Source organism: Micromonospora sp. NPDC005205, assembly GCF_040608275.1.
Taxonomy (GTDB): domain Bacteria; phylum Actinomycetota; class Actinomycetes; order Mycobacteriales; family Micromonosporaceae; genus Micromonospora.
In genome coordinates, this window is record NZ_JBEXHV010000001.1 from 185,804 (window position 1) to 201,768 (window position 15,965).

Genomic DNA, 15,965 nt, shown 5'->3' on the forward strand with positions numbered 1-15,965 from the left:
CGAGTTTTCTGACAGCCAGAACCCCGCCAGGTACGGCGGGAAGATGACATGTCGGAGAGACGGGCAACCCGGGTAAGGTCGCTCTCGACGGGTACGGCAGGGGCCGACGCTGGGCGTCGACACCGGTCGGCCGGTTCCTTCAACGGCAGAGCGGGAAGCCACATGCCCAGCAGTTCGGGTTCATCGATCGACACGATCACCGAGGGAGGACGGGTGACCCAGGTCGGCGAGGGTCAGGAGGCAGACGAAAGCGCTCCTCCGGTCATGACCTTCGGTGCTCCCACGGCCGGTGAAGTCCTCGCCGAGCGGTACGAACTGGTTGAGCACATCAACAACGACAGCGCGGGTCGGCTGGTCTGGCGCGGGGTCGATGTCATCCTGCGCCGTCCCGTTGCCGTCGTGCTGCGTTACCCCGGTGGCGACTCCGCCACCGAGATGCTTCAGGCCGCCGTCGCGGCCAGCCGGGTCATCCACCCCAACCTGGTCGGCGTCTACGACGCGATCGACGAGGCCGACCGGGCGTACGTGGTGCGCGAGTGGGTCGACGGGCAGTCCCTGCGGGACCTGGCGACCGACGGCCCCCTGGACCCGGCTCGGGCCACCGCGATCGGCAACGCCGTCGCGAGCGCGCTCGCCGCGGTGCACGCCACCGGCATGGTGCACGGCAACGTCCACCCCGGCACCGTCATGATCAGCGATGAGGGTCGGGTGGTCCTGGCCGACGCCCGCACCGACGGCGCCGACAGCCAGGAGAACGACATCCGGGCGGTCGGCGGGGTCCTCTACTTCGCGCTGACCGGCTCCTGGCCGCACGCCGAGGCCCCACTGCACGGCGCCACCGCCGGCCACGGCCGCGCCGCCATCCCGGACGCTGTTCGGGACGCCGGGGGTGCCATCGCCGCACCGCGCCAGGTCCGGGCGGGCGTTCCGGCGTACCTGGACGACCTGACCATGGACCTGCTCGACGCCGAGATCGCGCCGCCGTCCTCCGACGTGCTCGCCGCGGAGCTGGCGCGACTGGACGTGCCGGCCGAGGATGAGCACTACCTCGACAACAGCGGGCCGCTGCGGTTCGCCGCCGAGACCGGGGAAGAGCCGTCGCCGCTGGCTGCGGCCGGGGGTCGCAAGGTCGCCGTCGGCATCGCTGGTCTGCTGGCCGTCGCCCTGGTCGGTCTGCTGATCGGGATCATCGCGTTGGGCGGCGACGACGAGGACCCGCAGTCCAACCCGGTCGCCGCGCCGACCTCCAGTGCCCCGGCCGGCGACGCCACCCCGGCCGCCGCGGCGACGCGCAAGCTGACAGTGAAGAACGTCCGGATCATCGACCCGGAGAGCAAGGACCGCAGCGAGGTAAAGGACGCCGAGAAGGTCATCGACGGTGACGAGGACAAGGGCTGGGAGACGGAGACGTACGTCAACAAGCCCAACTTCGGCAACCTGAAGAAGGGCATGGGCGTCTGGATCGATCTCGGCGAGCCGCACACCGTCAAGTCGGTGCAGGCAGTGTTGTCGGCCACCAACGCGTCCGCTCAACTGCTCGCCGGCACGACGACCTGGCCGTCCAGCTCCAGCGGTGACAAGCAGTTGGTCGCGAGCTACAAGACCGCCATCGGCCAGCCGTTCGAGGACCACGACGGCACCACAATGACGTTCAACGGCTTCGACGCCGACACGAAATACCAGTACCTGCTGTTCTGGATCACCGAATTGGCTCCGGTCGAGGGTGGGTTCAAGCTGGGGGTGCAGGAGATTACGGTCCAAGGGTCGTGAGCCAGGCGCCACGATCCGGGCATCGCACGCACTGGACTTGGTGATGGACGGGCGCGCGGCCGCGAGTGACCTGGAGCTGCTGCGCGCGCACGTCGCCGGAGACCGGGACGCCTTCGCCGAGTTGTTCCGCCGGCACCGGGACCGGCTGTGGGCGGTGGCCCTGCGGACGCTCGGCGACCGCGAGGAGGCAGCCGACGCGCTCCAGGACGCCCTGCTGTCGGCGCATCGGGCGGCGGCCCGGTTCCGTGGTGACTCCGCCGTCACCACCTGGCTGCACCGGATCGTGGTCAACGCCTGCCTGGACCGGATCCGACGTCGGCAGGCGCACCCCACAGTGCCACTGCCGGACGGCAACCGGGCCGACGGCGGATCGGGCACCGGCGGGCTCGAACCGGCGGCGCCGGCAGCGGACCACGACACCGCGCTCGTGGTCCGCGAGGCGCTCGCCGCACTGCCCCTTGAGCAACGCGCCGCGTTGGTGCTCGTCGATGTCCAGGGTTATCCGGTCGCCGAGGTGGCACGCATCCTCGGCGTCGCCGAGGGGACGGTGAAGAGCCGGTGTGCCCGGGGCCGGGCCCGGCTGGCCGTGCTGCTCGGGCATCTCCGCCCCGCCGTCGTGGCGACGCCTTCGCACCGGCCGGACCCCGCCGCCCCGAGCACCGGCGTGCCCGGCGTCACGCCGGGGAACCCAGGCCCGGTGCAGGGCGTCGGATCGGGGTCAGGTCGATACCGGCGGGACGCCAACCAGGAGGACACGTGACGACCGAGGGGTTCCGGGAGGTCGACGTCGACCTTCTCGCTGACTACCTCGGCGGGGCGTTGGACGGCACCCCGCAGCAGGACGAGGTCGCCCTGCTGGTCTCCACCGACCCGTCCTGGGCCGAGGCGTACGCGCTGTTGGCCCCCGCCGTGGCCGAGGTGCGGGCGGATCTGAGCCGCTGGGCCGAGCCGTCCCCGGAGATGCCCTCGGAGATCACCGACCGCCTCCTGGCCGCGCTGGCCGCCGCGGAACCGACGAGCGACGCCTCGACCGGGCAGACCGGCGATGCGACCACGCCGTCGGTCGTACCGGCGCAGGGTGGAGTCGGTCGCCGACCGCCCGCTCCAACGCCCGCCGGGCGCTGGGCGTCCACCGGTCCGGGCCGCCGACGGCGTGGCTGGGCCCGCCGTGGCGCACCCGTGGCCGCCGCCGCGATCGCCGTCGTCGCCGTCGCGCTGGGCCTCAACCAGCTCTCGATGCGGGCGTCGGACGACTCCGGCGGCACCGCCATGAACCAGCCGGCCAGCGCGCCGGAGGGCGTCGCGGGGGCCGGGACGGCCCGCACCACCGGCCCAGCACTGCGCAGTGGTACGAACTACACCCCGCAGACCCTCGGGGACGCCCGCGGCCCGGATGCTCCGGCTGCCAGCCGGGCGACCGGCAACACCCCGGGCGGGCAGCCGCACGTGGATGCCGAGGGCGGACGCCTTCCGTCTCCCGACGGGTCGGACCAGCTCGCCCGGCTCACCGACGAGGCCGCGCTGACCAGCTGCCTGACCAGCGTCGCGGCGGAACACGGATCGGCCCCTCTGGTGGTCGAGGTGATCGACTACGCGCGGTTCCAGGGCGACCAGGCACTGGTCATCCACTTCACCGACGCGAACGGGGCCCGGTGGGCCTGGGTCAGCGGCCCGGAGTGCGGCGTGCCCGGGTCCGGCTCGGACAGCCGGTATTCGGCGCGGGTAGGGTGAATCCACGGTCAATGGCACGATGACCCCCCACGTGACCTGACCCACCGGATGCCCGGCTCGGGAATCCCCGGTTCGTACGATGACGTTCTGGAAGTCAGCTGCCGGCCCCACCCAGGCGTCGGCGACTCGGATCAGCATCGGTGCTCGCGCCGACGCCGAACACACACAACTCGGGAGACGGCAGTGGACGAGGTCCGCAACCTGATCATCATCGGCTCCGGGCCGGCCGGCTACACAGCGGCGGTCTACGCCGCACGTGCCAACCTGAAGCCGCTGATCATTGAGGGCGTGCAGTCCGGTGGCGCGCTGATGACCACGACCGAGGTGGAGAACTTCCCCGGCTTCGCCGACGGCATCCTCGGCCCCGAGCTGATGGACAACATGCGCAAGCAGGCCGAGCGGTTCGGTGCCGAGTTCCTCACCGACGACGTGACCCGGGTCGAGCTGGTGGACACCGGCGACGCCGGCTCCGGCGCGGTGAGCACCGTCTGGGTTGGCGAGACCGCCTACCGGGCGCGATCCATCATTCTCTCCACCGGTTCGGCCTGGCGTCCGCTGGGCGTGCCCGGTGAGCAGGAATTCCTGGGCCACGGCGTCTCCGCGTGTGCCACCTGTGACGGCTTCTTCTTCCGCAACCAGCAGATCGTGGTTGTTGGCGGCGGCGACTCGGCGATGGAGGAGGCCACCTTCCTCACCCGCTTCGCGGAGTCGGTGACCATCATCCACCGCCGCGACTCGTTCCGGGCCAGCAAGATCATGGCCGACCGGGCGCTGAGCAACGAAAAGATCAAGGTCGAGTGGAACAGCACCGTCGAGGAGATCCTCGGCGAGGACGGCAAGGTCACCGGCGTACGCGTCCGTAACGTGCACACCGGCGAGACCAAGGTGATGGACGTGACCGGTGTCTTCGTCGCCATCGGTCACGACCCTCGCAGCGAGCTGTTCCAGGGCCAGGTCGAGCTGGACGACGAGGGCTACGTGAAGGTCCACGCCCCGAGCACCCGTACCAACGTGCCAGGTGTCTTCGCCGCCGGCGACGTGGTCGACCACACCTACCGTCAGGCGATCACCGCAGCCGGCACCGGTTGTGCCGCAGCGCTCGACGCCGAGCGGTTCATCGCGACGCTCAGCTGAAACAAGGAACACATCCCGGAGGAGGGGCATAGTGGGAACAACCAAGGCGGTCACCGACAAGAGCTTCGTCGCTGACGTGCTGCAGGCCGACAAGCCGGTGCTTGTGGACTTCTGGGCGGAGTGGTGCGGGCCGTGCCGCAAGGTGTCGCCACTGCTCGAGGAGATCGCCCGGGAGATGGGTGACCAGGTCACCATCGTCAAGCTCAACATCGACGAGAACCCGGAGACCGCCCGGGCCTACCGGGTGATGTCGGTGCCGACCCTCACCGTCTTCAAGAACGGTCAGCCGGTGCAGTCGATCGCTGGCGCCAAGCCGAAGGGCGAGCTGGTCCGGCTCATCGAATCGGCCCTCTGAGCAGCAGAAACATCAACCGAACCCCGTACCCGCTGGTCGGGTGCGGGGTTCGGTGCCTTCCCGGCCGTACCGTCGACGTATTTCCCGGCCCAGCCACCTCGCCGCCCCCGGAGCGCATAGCCTCAAGCCTGGGCCGCCCGGCCAGCGAGTGTCGTGCAGAGGGGGTCGTGCGTGCGTCCGATCCGACCCGGTGACCGGGGACCCGCGGTCACGGAGATCCGTACCATCCTGACCGGCCTCGACCTGCTGGCCGCCGCCGACCCGCACACCGACGAGTTCGACCTCGACACCGAGCGGGCGGTCCGCGCGTTCCAGCAGTCGCGGGGGCTCAGCGTGGACGGCCGGGTCGGCGCGGAAACCTGGCGCGCCCTGGATGCCGCCCGTTGGCGGCTCGGCGCCCGCACCCTCTACCACGCGGTTCCCGAACCGCTCACCGGCGAGGACGTCCGGTCGCTCCAGGAGCGACTGCTGGAGATGGGGTACGACACGGGCCGCGCGGACGCCATCTACGGTGTCCGGACGTCGCGGGCGCTGGCCCAGTTCCAGCGTGAGGTCGGGCTCACCCCCGACGGCTCCTGCGGCCCGCACACGATGAACGCGCTTCGCCGGATCGGCCGCAAGGTGGTCGGTGGCCGCCCGCAGTGGCTCCGCGAATCCGACGCGATCCGCCAGTCCGGGCCGGCGCTGGTCGGCAAGACTGTCGTCATCGACCCGGGGCACGGGGGCACCGACCCCGGGATGGTGGTGCCCGACGGCTCACTGCGCTGGACCGAGGCGGACCTGGTGCACGACCTGGCCAGCCGACTGGAGGGACGCCTCGCCGCCTCCGGAGTGCGGGTGCAGCTCACCCGGGGCCCGTCGCCCGACAGCTGCCTGCCGGACGCCGACCGGGCCCTGCTCGCCAACTCGCTCGGCGCCGACGTGTTCATCTCGCTGCACCTGGACGGGCACGCCAACCCGGATGCGGAGGGCGTGGCGACCTACCACTACGGCACCGACAACGGGGTGACCTCGGCGACGGGTGAGCGCCTGGCCGGGCTCGTGCAGCGGGAGATCGTCGCCCGCACCGGGCTGCGGGACTGCCGCACCCACGCCAAGACGTGGGAGTTGCTGCGACTGACGCGGATGCCCGCCGTCCGGGTCGAGGTCGGCTATCTCACCTCTCCGACGGACCGCGCCCACCTCGTCGACCCCCGGTTCCGGGACCGGGTGGTGGAGGCGATCGTGGCCGCTGTGCAGCGGATGTACTACCCGATCGAACGAGACGTGCCGACCGGATCGCTCGACGTCAGCGAACTGCGTGCCGTGGTGACCGCCGGCACCGTGCTGGACTGATCAGCCGGACGTCAGCCGTTGGTGGAGCGGGTGGCCGGGGCTGGACGGACCGGCCGGAGCAGCGTCTCCGGGCTCATCGACCCGAGCAATTTCTCCAGCGCGTACTCGACGTCTGACTTCCAGCTCAGCGCCGTACGCAGCTCAAGACGCAACCGGGGGAAGCGCGGATGCGGACGTACGGTCTTGAAGCCCACAGAGAGGAAGAAGTCGACGGGGGCCACGCAACCGCCGGCCGGGTCGTCCGCGTCGCCGAACTTGGCGTCGCCGAAAGCCTCGATCGCCTTGATTCCACGCTTGGTGAGATCCCGGGCGACACCCTGCACCAGCATCCGGCCCAACCCGCCGCCCGAGAACGCGGCGACCACGTTGGCGGTCATCAACAGTGCCGCGTCCGCGGAGACCGGTGAGGTCGGGAACGCCATCGAACGGGGCACGTAGGCGGGCGGGGCGTACATCACGAAGCCGGCCGGCATGCCGTCGACGTACGCGAGCTTGCCGCAGGAGCCCCACTCCAGCAGCGTCTGGGAGACCCACGCCTCCTTCTCCAGGCCCGGATCGCCAGCGGCGCAGGCGCGCTCCGCGGAGACCGGATCGAGCTCCCAGTAGACGCACTGTCGGCAGGGGCGCGGGAGGTCTTCCAACGTGTCGAGGGTCAGGCTGACCAGACGTCGCGACATATGGCGCATCCCCACAATAGGCTCGGTGGTGAGACCGGCATGGAACGACAGCGCCGCCTTCCTGCCCCCGACGAGCGATCGTACGCCGCCGATCGACGATACGGGAGGGGACGCGCGAATGCCCACCGCGACGGGGGACGCCGAGGACGGTCCGCGATGTGGTCGATCTGCTGCGGTACGGCGGCAGTACGGTTCAGGCGGACTAGGATCGACAATCGGTGTGTCCGCCGCCATGGTCAGCGGTGTGCGGGGTACCCGGGGCGGGAGCCACTCGAGCAGCGATCGAGGTGAGGTCATGACCGGCACGACACTCGACGACTACACCGACCGGTACGCCCGGCGGGTACGCGGGATGACCGCCTCCGAGATCCGAGCACTGTTCGCGGTGGCCAGTCGTCCGGAGGTCGTCTCGCTCGCCGGTGGCGCACCGTACATCGCGGCCCTCCCGCTGGACGCGGTCGGCGAGATGCTCGGCCGGCTCGGTTCCGAGCACGGCGTGAGCACCCTTCAGTACGGCATCGGTCAGGGCACCCTCGAACTCCGCGAGCGGATCTGCGAGGTGATGTCGCTCTCCGGGATCGACGCCGCGTGTGGGGCCTCCCCGGAGGACGTCGTCGTCACCGTGGGCGGGCAGCAGGCACTGGACCTGGTGGCCCGGCTCTTCCTCGACCCGGGTGACGTGGTGCTCGCCGAGGGGCCTACGTACGTCGGTGCGCTCGGCGTGTTTCAGGCCGCCCAGGCGCAGGTCGTCCACGTACCGATGGATGCGGACGGGCTGATCCCGGAGGCGCTGGAGACGGCCATCGCCGACCTGGCCCGCGCGGGCCGGCGGGTCAAGTTCCTCTACACGATCCCCACCTACCAGAACCCGACCGGCGTGACGCTCAGCGAGGAGCGCCGGGAACGGGTGCTCGACATCTGCGAGCGCGCCGGCCTGCTCGTCGTCGAGGACGACCCGTACGGCCAGCTGGGGTTCGAGGGTGAGGCCCCGGCCCCCCTGCGGGCCCGCCGCCGCGACGGCGTCTTCTACCTCAGCACCTTCTCCAAGACCTTCGCCCCCGGGCTGCGGGTCGGCTGGATCCTGGCGCCGCACGCGGTGCGCGACAAACTTGTCATCGCCAGCGAGGCGCAGATCCTCTGCCCCAGCGGTTTCGCCCAGGCCGCGGTGGCCACCTACCTGAGCACGATGCCCTGGCGGCAGCAGCTCAAGGTCTACCGCGAGGTCTACCGGGAACGCCGCGACGCCCTGCTCGACGCGATGGCCGACCTGATGCCCGAGGGCACCAGCTGGACCACCCCCGCCGGCGGTCTCTTCGTCTGGGCCAGCCTGCCCGACGGGCTCGACTCGAAGGCCATGATGCCGCGAGCGGTCGCCGCCCGGGTCGCCTACGTTCCCGGCACCGGCTTCTACGCCGACGGCACCGGCACCGACGCCATGCGGCTCAACTTCAGCTTCCCGCCGCCGGAGCGGATCCGTGAGGGCGTCCGCCGGCTGGCCGGGGTGATGGAGCAGGAAATCGCGATGCGCCGGGTCTTCGGTGCCGTGGGTGGCGCCGCCGGCCGACGCGGCCGGGCGGGCTCCGACGTGCCCGGGCCCGACTTGGCATGATGCCGGCATGGCTACGACCGCCGAGCGCCTCCTCGTGACCGATTCCGCCATCTCGGCCGACCTGCGCGTCGTGGTGCTCGCCGGTGGGCTCTCCTACGAACGGGACGTGTCGCTGCGCTCCGGTCGCCGGGTGCTCGACGCGCTGCGCGCCGTCGGGGTGGAGGCCGAGCTGCGGGACGCGGACGTGGCGCTGCTGCCGGCGCTCGCAGCCGACCCGCCGGACGCGGTGGTGATCGCACTGCACGGCGCGACCGGCGAGGACGGCTCACTGCGCGGGGTGCTGGATCTGTGCGACGTCCCGTACGTCGGCTGCGACGCTCGGGCCTCCCGGGTCGCCTGGGACAAGCCCTCGGCCAAGGCGGTGCTCCGCGAGGCCGGCATCCCCACCCCCGACTGGGTGGCGCTCCCGCACGATCGTTTCTCCGAGCTCGGCGCGGTCGCCGTCCTGGACCGGATCGTCGACCGTCTGGGCGTACCCCTGATGGTGAAGCCTGCGCAGGGCGGGTCCGGGCTGGGCGGGGCGGTGGTCCGGGACGCCGCCGCACTGCCCGCCGCGATGGTCGGCTGCTTCGCGTACTACTCCACCGCGCTCGTGGAGCGGTACGTGCCAGGGATGGATGTGGCAGTCTCCGTCGTCGACCTGGGCGACGGCCCGCAGGCGCTGCCCCCGGTGGAGATCGTGCCGCGTAACGGCGTGTACGACTACGCCGCCCGCTACACCGCGGGGCGGACCACCTGGCACGCCCCCGCCCGGCTGGACCCGGAGGTGGCTGCGACTGTCGCTGACGTGGCCCTCGCCGCGCACACCGCGCTCGGTCTACGGGACCTCTCCCGCGTCGACGTGATCGTGGACGCGGACGGCCAGCCGCACGTGCTGGAGGTCAACGTCTCCCCGGGGATGACGGAGACGTCGCTGCTTCCGCTCGCCGTGCAGGCGGCCGGGCTGGACTTCGGCCGACTCCTCGGCACCCTCGTCGCCCGAGCAGCCGCCCGCCTCACCAGGCACTGACCTACCCGCCAACCCGTTCGGCGGAGCGGACCACCCGCGGGCCGACCATGAGGTTGGCCTTGTCCTGCCGGGTCAACCTCATGGTCGGTTCCAGATCAGTGAGTCGCGCGTACGTCGGGAGTGCCGCTGCCGTCGGTGCGCGCGGCCTCGCCCGGAGTGCCAGTGCCCCTCTCGGGGGCGTTCCTGCTGACGGCCTCTCCGGAGGCTTCTCCGTTCGCCGGGTCGGACGCTGCCGGGTTGGCGGATCCAGCCTCGTCGCTTCCGCTCGCCGGGCCGACGTGGGGCCCTCCGGTGGGCTTCTCCGCCGAGCCGACGCCGTGAGGTCTGGCGGTGGGCTGCTCCGCCAGGCCGGGACGGAGTCCGTCGGTGGCCGTCGTGGCGGCGCTGCCGGATGCCGCGCTGCCGGATGCCGCGGTGGTGGACTCCCGGGTGCCGGCGGCCGGGACGCCGGGCAGGTCGGTGGCGGATGCCGTCCGAGCGGGTTCAGCCGCCGGACGGTTGACAGTGCCCGACTGGGCGGGCTCAGCCGCGCGGTCGGTGACGGTGGTCGTCGTCGAGCCGGCACCGGCGCCGGGGTCCGCTACCGGTTCGGCCCGGGGGCCGCTGTCGGCGTCGGTCGGATCAGGAGTGGAGTCGAGGGGCGGTTCCGGGATCTCCTCTGCCGCCTCGATGACCGAGACGGCCTCCGTCCCGGCTGCTGCCGCTGAGGCAGCCTCCGCTGCGGCAGCGGCGTCCGCGGCGGCGGACTGGGCCAGCAGACTGGACGGCGCCTGCCACTGGATGCGGGGCGGCTCGGCGAGCGGGCGGCCACCGAACTCGGCGAGCCAGGCCGCGACGAGCGCCAGATTCTCCCGCCACTGCGCTTCGGAGATCGGCGGCAGGATCGAGTCCCACAGGGACAGGAACGTGCCCCGCAACTGGAGGCGGCCGTACGGGCGAGCGAGGAACCACATGTGCAGATGAGCGGAGCCGTCGCCCCAGCGGTTGACGTGGACCCGTGCCACGCCGTCGAGCGACCGGATGGCCCGCTCCAGACGTACCGTCATCACCCCCAGCTCGGCAGCCAGCAGGTTCGGCAGGTCGCCGAGGTCGAGGTGGGTGCGCGATTCCAGGATGAGCACCATGGGCAGACCGGTGGGCCGGTCCATCGCGCGGACCCGCCACCGCTCGCCCACCCAGATGTAGGCGTCGTCGGGTGCGTTGCAGGCAGTGCATTCCCGGAGACCCTCGCCCTTCCGGGGCGGTTCGACCGGGACCGGATCATCGAGTTGCTTCACGTGGAGGTCACCCTCGAAGGGAAATGACGGCCACTGGGTGAAGTCCGGGACTGAGGGAGGGTTGTCGTGCACGACGCTGACCCTAACCGAGTCTGGCACCGCTGTCCCTACCTGATCGAGCGGTCCCGGGCCACCGGATCGGTGCCCGCCGCCGGCCGGCTGCTCGTGCTCGCGCAGGCACCGAAAGGCGATATCCACAGGCTGCCGAGATCCTGAACACAGGCCGTCATCCACAGGCTCACACCCGCTCCCACGCGCTGTTTCACGTGAAACGGGGGGTGCCTGTGGACAACCGGTGTGGATAACTTTTTGGCCAGTCGGTCGTTGTCCGCGAGCCTCCAGATCGGCGGGTTCGACGGCCACCGGAGACGGAATCGAACGGGTGCCTTCCGAAGGGCTTCGCGTGCCACCGTCGGAGCGGTATCGAGCCGCCGGCGACCCGTCCGCTGACTCATGTGACCCACGTCGGCGCTGACGGGTTGACTCGTTCGCGGACCCGCACCAGCACAGACCTCGACCGTGCGGCCTGGACGCCCCGGAGGCCCGGATGCTCTGAACGCCGACGGACGGAGAGGCCGCACCGCAGCACCGACATCGCGTGTCTGAGGTGAAGGGGTCACGCCGCTTGACTAGCCACTCCGAACGCCGGGTTTTCGATCGGTGCCAGCGAGCCGCTGTCTCGGTTTCACGTGAAACCGCGCGCCGGCTGCTGAGGCGACCGGCGGCGGCTCGCGCTTCCGGGCCATCGCCGCCGGCACCGCGCGTACCCACGGTCGGTGGGCGCGCATGCGGCCTACCGACCGTGCACCTGGTTCACGAGGTGTCGCGGCCGAGCGGTGTCGCGGCCGAGCGGCCGAGCGGTCTAGCGGTCTTCGCGGTGTCGCGTTGTGGCGGTCCACCGACCAGCGCCCGGCGGCCCAGCGGTCGCTGTGAGGAGGCCGCTCCGGAAGACCCAACCACGATCGCGGGCCTCGGCCCCTTACCGATAGCCACGGAGACGTCGTTTCGCGCCTCTCAGCGGCTCGCTGGTGCTTTGAGCGGCGCCAGGGGCAGTTGCGGACGAGTGGACCTTCCCGAAGGCTTCTGCGACGCGTGTAGGGGTTCCAGCAAGGCCCACACTCGCCCAGTGGCGCCGCCAGTAGCGAGCGACGCGCCCCGCCGCCAGTCGCGCCACCGCGCCCCGCCCGTCGCTGCGTCCGCTCCGCCACCAGCCCCGCTCACGACACCAGGCCCGTCGCCCACCGCCGCGCGCACCGCCTACCGCCGCGCGCACCGCCTACCGCCGCGCGCACCGCCCACCGCCGCGCGCACCGCCTACCGGCGCCCCGCCGCTCGCCGATTGCGCTTCCGAACCTGCCGGCCAGCGCGACCAACCGGACCCCTCCGGCCCGCCTCCGTCAACTTCTCCTGCGGTAAGAGCGGGACCCCTGGTTGGCTGGGCGACCCAAGGATGGCGACGGGTCCACGGTCATGCCGATCTCAAAATCAGGTCCGACGCCTGTTTCACGTGAAACAGGCGTCGACGCCGGGATGCGGAACGGCCGCGCTCCCGGTGGGGTGGCGCGGCCGTAGGTGAGCGGGCGGGGTCAGTCCTCCCCGCTCTCCTCCTGTTGCACTCCGATGATCCCGACGATCCGCTCAAGGTCGTCCACCGTCGCGAACTCGATCGTGATCTTGCCCTTGCTCCGGCCGATGTCCACCTTCACGCGGGTGTCGAACCGGTCGGAGAGCCGATCGGCGAGATCGGTCAGGGCCGGCGCGTGCGCCTTGGGTCGCCGCTTCGCGGCCTGACCCTTCGCCGGCCCGTCGTTGAGCGCCAAGGCCACGATCTCCTCGGTCGCCCGAACCGACAGCCCCTCGGCCACGATCCGCAGAGCAAGCTGTTCCTGCGCCTCCGCCTCGTCGAGGCTCAGCAGGGCGCGAGCGTGCCCCGCCGACAGGATGCCGGCGGCCACCCGGCGCTGCACCTGTGCGGGCAGGTTCAGCAGTCGGATCGTGTTGGAGATCTGCGGGCGACTCCGGCCGATCCGGCGGGCCAACTCCTCGTGGGTGGCCCCGAACTCCTCCAGCAGTTGCTGGTAGGCGGCGGCCTCCTCCAGCGGGTTCAGGTTGGCCCGGTGGATGTTCTCCAGCAGGGCGTCGCGGAGCATCGCGTCGTCACGGGTGTCCCTGACGATCGCCGGGATGCTCTCCCGTCCCACCGCCTGGGCGGCCCGCCAGCGCCGCTCGCCCATCACCAGTTCGTACTTCTCGGCGTCGAGCTGCCGAACGACGATGGGCTGGAGGAAGCCGACCTCCTGGATCGAGGTCTTCAGCTCCTCCAACGCCTCCTCATCGAAGACCTGGCGGGGCTGCTTCGGGTTGGGCATGATCGAATCGACCGGGATCTCGGCGAATCGAGCACCGGGCACCGGGCTCAGCACCGGCTCCGGCTCGCGGATCGGCGCGTCGGCGGGCACAGCGGCGATGGCTTCGGTGCCGCCGTCGTCCAGGTGCTCGTTCTCCGGCTCGGCCGTCGCGGTGCCAGCGGCACCCGGCGCGGGCCCGGTCGGGATCAGCGCCCCCAGGCCCCTACCCAGACCGCCCCGAGGACGGTTCTTCATGCGACGCCTCCCAGCGACTCGTCCGCACTACGCATTCCGGCCCACCGGCTCCTTGACGCCCCGCTCGGCGATCTCCTGGGCGGCCTCGAAGTAACTCGTGGCGCCCCGCGAACCGGGATCGTAGGTCATCACCGACTGGCCGTAGCTCGGCGCCTCGGAGACCCGGACGTTGCGGGGGATGACCGCCTGGAGAACCTTGTCGCCGAAGTGGTTCCGGACGTCCTGCTCGACAGCGTCGGCCAACCGGGTGCGACGGTCGTACATGGTCAGCAGGATGGTGGAGACATCGAGCTTCGGGTTGAGGTGCTGGCGTACCAGGTTGATGTTGTTGATCAGCTGGTTGAGCCCCTCCAGCGCGTAGTACTCGCACTGGATCGGGATCAGCACCTCCTGCGCGGCGACCAACGCGTTGACAGTGAGCAGGCCGAGCGAGGGCGGGCAGTCGATGAAGACGTAGTCGAACTCGCCCGGGTAGGCGGCGATCGCCCGGTCCAGACGCGACTCCCGGGCCACCACCGACACCAGCTCGATCTCCGCGCCCGCCAGGTCGATGGTCGCGGGTACGCACCAGAGGTTGGGGATGCCCTCGACCGCCTGCGCCACCTCGGCCAGCGGCACGCTGTTGATCAGGCAGTCGTACACGTCGGGGATTCCGGTGTGGTGTGGGACGTTGAGCCCGGTCGAGGCGTTGCCCTGCGGGTCGAGGTCGACCACGAGCACCCGGTTGCCGTGCAGGGCGAGCGCCACCGCAAGGTTGACGGTGGTGGTGGTCTTACCCACGCCACCCTTCTGGTTGGCGACGCACATGACCCGGGTCCGGTCCGGCCGAGGCATTGTCACCTCGCCACTGGGATTCAGGATCTGCACGGCGCGCATCGCCTCCATAGCCAACGGTGGGTCATCCTCTTCGCGCGTCGGGGTTTCACGTGAAACGTACGTGGAATCGGCCGCCACAGCGGCCAAGGACTCGGTCGAAGCGACAGGGGCGTCGGCAACCACCGGCCCGGCGTCCCGAACGGCCGCCGCAGTGGGTTGGTGTGGGACGGCCGGCTCGAAGCGAACCGCTGCGGCGGTGTTGCGACGACCTGAGGTCGACCGCACCTCGGCGGCGTTGACGGGTCGACCCGACGCCTCCGGCGTCCGGCGACCACTCGCCGGCTCCGGAATGGTCGAGCCCTCCGGCCGCCCGGCACCCGAGGGCGGGTCGAGCGCGGCCGGCGGATCGCCGTCGGTAGGTCGGGTAGATGGCCCGGTCGCGCCGGGCGACCAGCTCGGGTAGTCGGTTTCACGTGAAACGGGATCGCTGGGCGACCCGGTCACGCGTGGATCGTCGTACCTGCCGTCGTCATGCACCTGTCATCCCTGCCCGCTTCGGATGGTCGGTCCGCGCCCCGGTCAACTTGGCCGCATCCTCGCCCGCAACCCGGAGCGTACGGCCCGCGGGAGCGGTCGGAGACCCGCGACGTCCGTCACCCGCTCCACACTATCGACGCGCGGTCAGCCTACGGCGGACGGGCGCGGCCGGTCCACGTCGGGTTCTCATCCCCTCGTCCATCCGTACCGGTACAACGAGGCAACCCACCGGCCGGAAGCCCGATGGCGCGAAGTGTCAACCTCGGCGGGAGCGTCCGCCCCGGGCGCGCTTCCTGGCCGCCGGGCGTGCCGGGCCGACCATCCGCTCGCGCACGATCTCCACAACCGTGGTGGGCGGATCGATCACCCCGACGCCGCAGAGCTGCACGGCCGGCACCCCGCCGCCGAGTCGCGCCACCACCTCGGCGTGCTCCTCGATCTCAGTTGCGGCGGATGAGCCCTTGAGCGCCAGCAGCCGACCACCGCGAACCGCCAGGGGAAGGCTCCAGCCCGCGAGCCGATCCAGTGGCGCGACGGCGCGCGCGGTCACCACGTCTCCGCTGATCGGCTCCCGGCCGCTCGACCCGCTGGCCGCCTCGTCGGCCCGACCACGGAACACCCGCACCGACTTGGCCAGACCGAGTCGCTCGACGACCTCGATCAGGAACGACGTCCGCCGGGCCAGCGGCTCGATCAGGGTGACAGTGAGGTCGGGGCGGGCGATGGCCAGGACGAGACCCGGCAGACCGGCGCCGGAGCCCACGTCGAGCACCGTCGCGCCGGCCGGGATCCGCTCCGCGACCGCGGCGCAGTTGAGCAGGTGCCGGTCCCAGATCCGGGGTGCCTCCCGGGGACCGATCAGGCCGCGGACCACCCCGTCGGTGGCCAGCAGTTCGGCGTACGCGGCAGCCAGGTCGAGACGGTCACCGAAGAGCGTCAGCGCGGCCGGCGCCAGCTCGGGCGGCAACGCCGCGTCGGCCGGGGCCGGGGCGGTGTCGCGCCCTGCCGAGTCGGCATCGGCGTCGCCCGTGGCCGGGCGGACAGCGGACGGCCCGGGCGGCGTGCCGCCCGGGCCGGACACGGCATCGGCCGTGTTGTCGTCGTGAGTCACC

At 71.5% G+C, this 15,965-nt stretch carries 12 protein-coding genes and 1 pseudogene; 8 read left to right on the forward strand and 5 right to left on the reverse strand.

Going from position 1 to position 15,965, the window contains the following annotated elements; translation table 11 throughout:
* Nucleotides 1-162: 162 nt before the first annotated feature.
* From ABZU43_RS00885 to ABZU43_RS00910, 6 genes are all read left to right on the forward strand, one after another.
* On the forward strand, nucleotides 163-1,770 hold the full coding sequence (locus ABZU43_RS00885) for a protein kinase family protein (protein WP_355004543.1): 1,608 nt from the start codon (nucleotides 163-165) through the stop codon (nucleotides 1,768-1,770).
* 43 nt (nucleotides 1,771-1,813) lie between these two features.
* On the forward strand, nucleotides 1,814-2,530 hold the full coding sequence (gene sigM / locus ABZU43_RS00890) for an RNA polymerase sigma factor SigM (protein ID WP_355004544.1): 717 nt from the start codon (nucleotides 1,814-1,816) through the stop codon (nucleotides 2,528-2,530).
* Nucleotides 2,527-3,501, forward strand: a complete 975-nt coding sequence (locus ABZU43_RS00895; protein WP_355004545.1) for a hypothetical protein — start codon at nucleotides 2,527-2,529, stop codon at nucleotides 3,499-3,501. The genes sigM and ABZU43_RS00895 overlap by 4 nt, the downstream gene beginning before the upstream one ends.
* Before the next feature lie 183 nt (nucleotides 3,502-3,684).
* The gene (gene trxB, locus ABZU43_RS00900) at nucleotides 3,685-4,635 is read left to right on the forward strand and encodes a thioredoxin-disulfide reductase (RefSeq protein ID WP_091396582.1); all 951 of its coding nucleotides are present in this window, start codon (nucleotides 3,685-3,687) and stop codon (nucleotides 4,633-4,635) included.
* 31 nt (nucleotides 4,636-4,666) lie between these two features.
* On the forward strand, nucleotides 4,667-4,990 hold the full coding sequence (gene trxA, locus ABZU43_RS00905) for a thioredoxin (protein WP_030331849.1): 324 nt from the start codon (nucleotides 4,667-4,669) through the stop codon (nucleotides 4,988-4,990).
* 171 nt (nucleotides 4,991-5,161) lie between these two features.
* A complete protein-coding gene (locus ABZU43_RS00910; RefSeq protein ID WP_355004546.1) occupies nucleotides 5,162-6,325 on the forward strand; it encodes an N-acetylmuramoyl-L-alanine amidase in 1,164 nt (387 codons plus the stop codon).
* 11 nt (nucleotides 6,326-6,336) lie between these two features.
* Here ABZU43_RS00910 and ABZU43_RS00915 read toward each other — a convergent pair whose 3' ends face one another.
* Nucleotides 6,337-7,002 carry a GNAT family N-acetyltransferase gene (locus ABZU43_RS00915; protein ID WP_355004547.1) on the reverse strand — a complete coding sequence of 222 codons (666 nt, stop codon included), beginning with the start codon at nucleotides 7,000-7,002 and terminating at the stop codon, nucleotides 6,337-6,339.
* Between the two features lie 295 nt (nucleotides 7,003-7,297).
* Between ABZU43_RS00915 and ABZU43_RS00920 the strand changes: the two genes are divergently transcribed.
* Together ABZU43_RS00920 and ABZU43_RS00925 are read left to right on the forward strand one after the other, a co-directional pair.
* On the forward strand, nucleotides 7,298-8,611 hold the full coding sequence (locus tag ABZU43_RS00920) for a PLP-dependent aminotransferase family protein (RefSeq protein WP_355004548.1): 1,314 nt from the start codon (nucleotides 7,298-7,300) through the stop codon (nucleotides 8,609-8,611).
* Nucleotides 8,612-8,618: 7 nt separating this feature from the next.
* Entirely contained in the window at nucleotides 8,619-9,620 is a 1,002-nt protein-coding gene (locus ABZU43_RS00925) for a D-alanine--D-alanine ligase (RefSeq protein ID WP_355004549.1), read from the forward strand.
* Between the two features lie 758 nt (nucleotides 9,621-10,378).
* Here ABZU43_RS00925 and ABZU43_RS00930 read toward each other — a convergent pair.
* The 4 genes and pseudogenes from ABZU43_RS00930 to rsmG all read right to left on the reverse strand — a co-directional run.
* Nucleotides 10,379-10,969: pseudogene (locus tag ABZU43_RS00930) on the reverse strand (hypothetical protein); the annotation flags it as partial.
* 1,514 nt (nucleotides 10,970-12,483) lie between these two features.
* Complete coding sequence (locus tag ABZU43_RS00935) at nucleotides 12,484-13,500, reverse strand: ParB/RepB/Spo0J family partition protein (RefSeq protein ID WP_355004550.1); 1,017 nt, start codon at nucleotides 13,498-13,500, stop codon at nucleotides 12,484-12,486.
* A 27-nt stretch (nucleotides 13,501-13,527) separates the two neighbouring features.
* Nucleotides 13,528-14,853, reverse strand: coding sequence for an AAA family ATPase (locus tag ABZU43_RS00940; RefSeq protein WP_355004551.1), 1,326 nt, complete (start codon nucleotides 14,851-14,853; stop codon nucleotides 13,528-13,530).
* Between the two features lie 256 nt (nucleotides 14,854-15,109).
* On the reverse strand, nucleotides 15,110-15,820 hold the full coding sequence (gene rsmG / locus ABZU43_RS00945) for a 16S rRNA (guanine(527)-N(7))-methyltransferase RsmG (RefSeq protein ID WP_355005160.1): 711 nt from the start codon (nucleotides 15,818-15,820) through the stop codon (nucleotides 15,110-15,112).
* Nucleotides 15,821-15,965 lie beyond the last annotated feature (145 nt).

Coding starts and splice junctions, on each gene's coding strand:
- ABZU43_RS00885 (WP_355004543.1), top strand. CDS start 163: ATGCCCAGCAGTTCGGGTTCATCGATCGACACGATCACCGAGGGAGGA.
- sigM (WP_355004544.1), top strand. CDS start 1,814: ATGGACGGGCGCGCGGCCGCGAGTGACCTGGAGCTGCTGCGCGCGCAC.
- ABZU43_RS00915 (WP_355004547.1), bottom strand. CDS start 7,002: ATGTCGCGACGTCTGGTCAGCCTGACCCTCGACACGTTGGAAGACCTC.
- ABZU43_RS00920 (WP_355004548.1), top strand. CDS start 7,298: ATGACCGGCACGACACTCGACGACTACACCGACCGGTACGCCCGGCGG.
- ABZU43_RS00925 (WP_355004549.1), top strand. CDS start 8,619: ATGGCTACGACCGCCGAGCGCCTCCTCGTGACCGATTCCGCCATCTCG.
- ABZU43_RS00935 (WP_355004550.1), bottom strand. CDS start 13,500: ATGAAGAACCGTCCTCGGGGCGGTCTGGGTAGGGGCCTGGGGGCGCTG.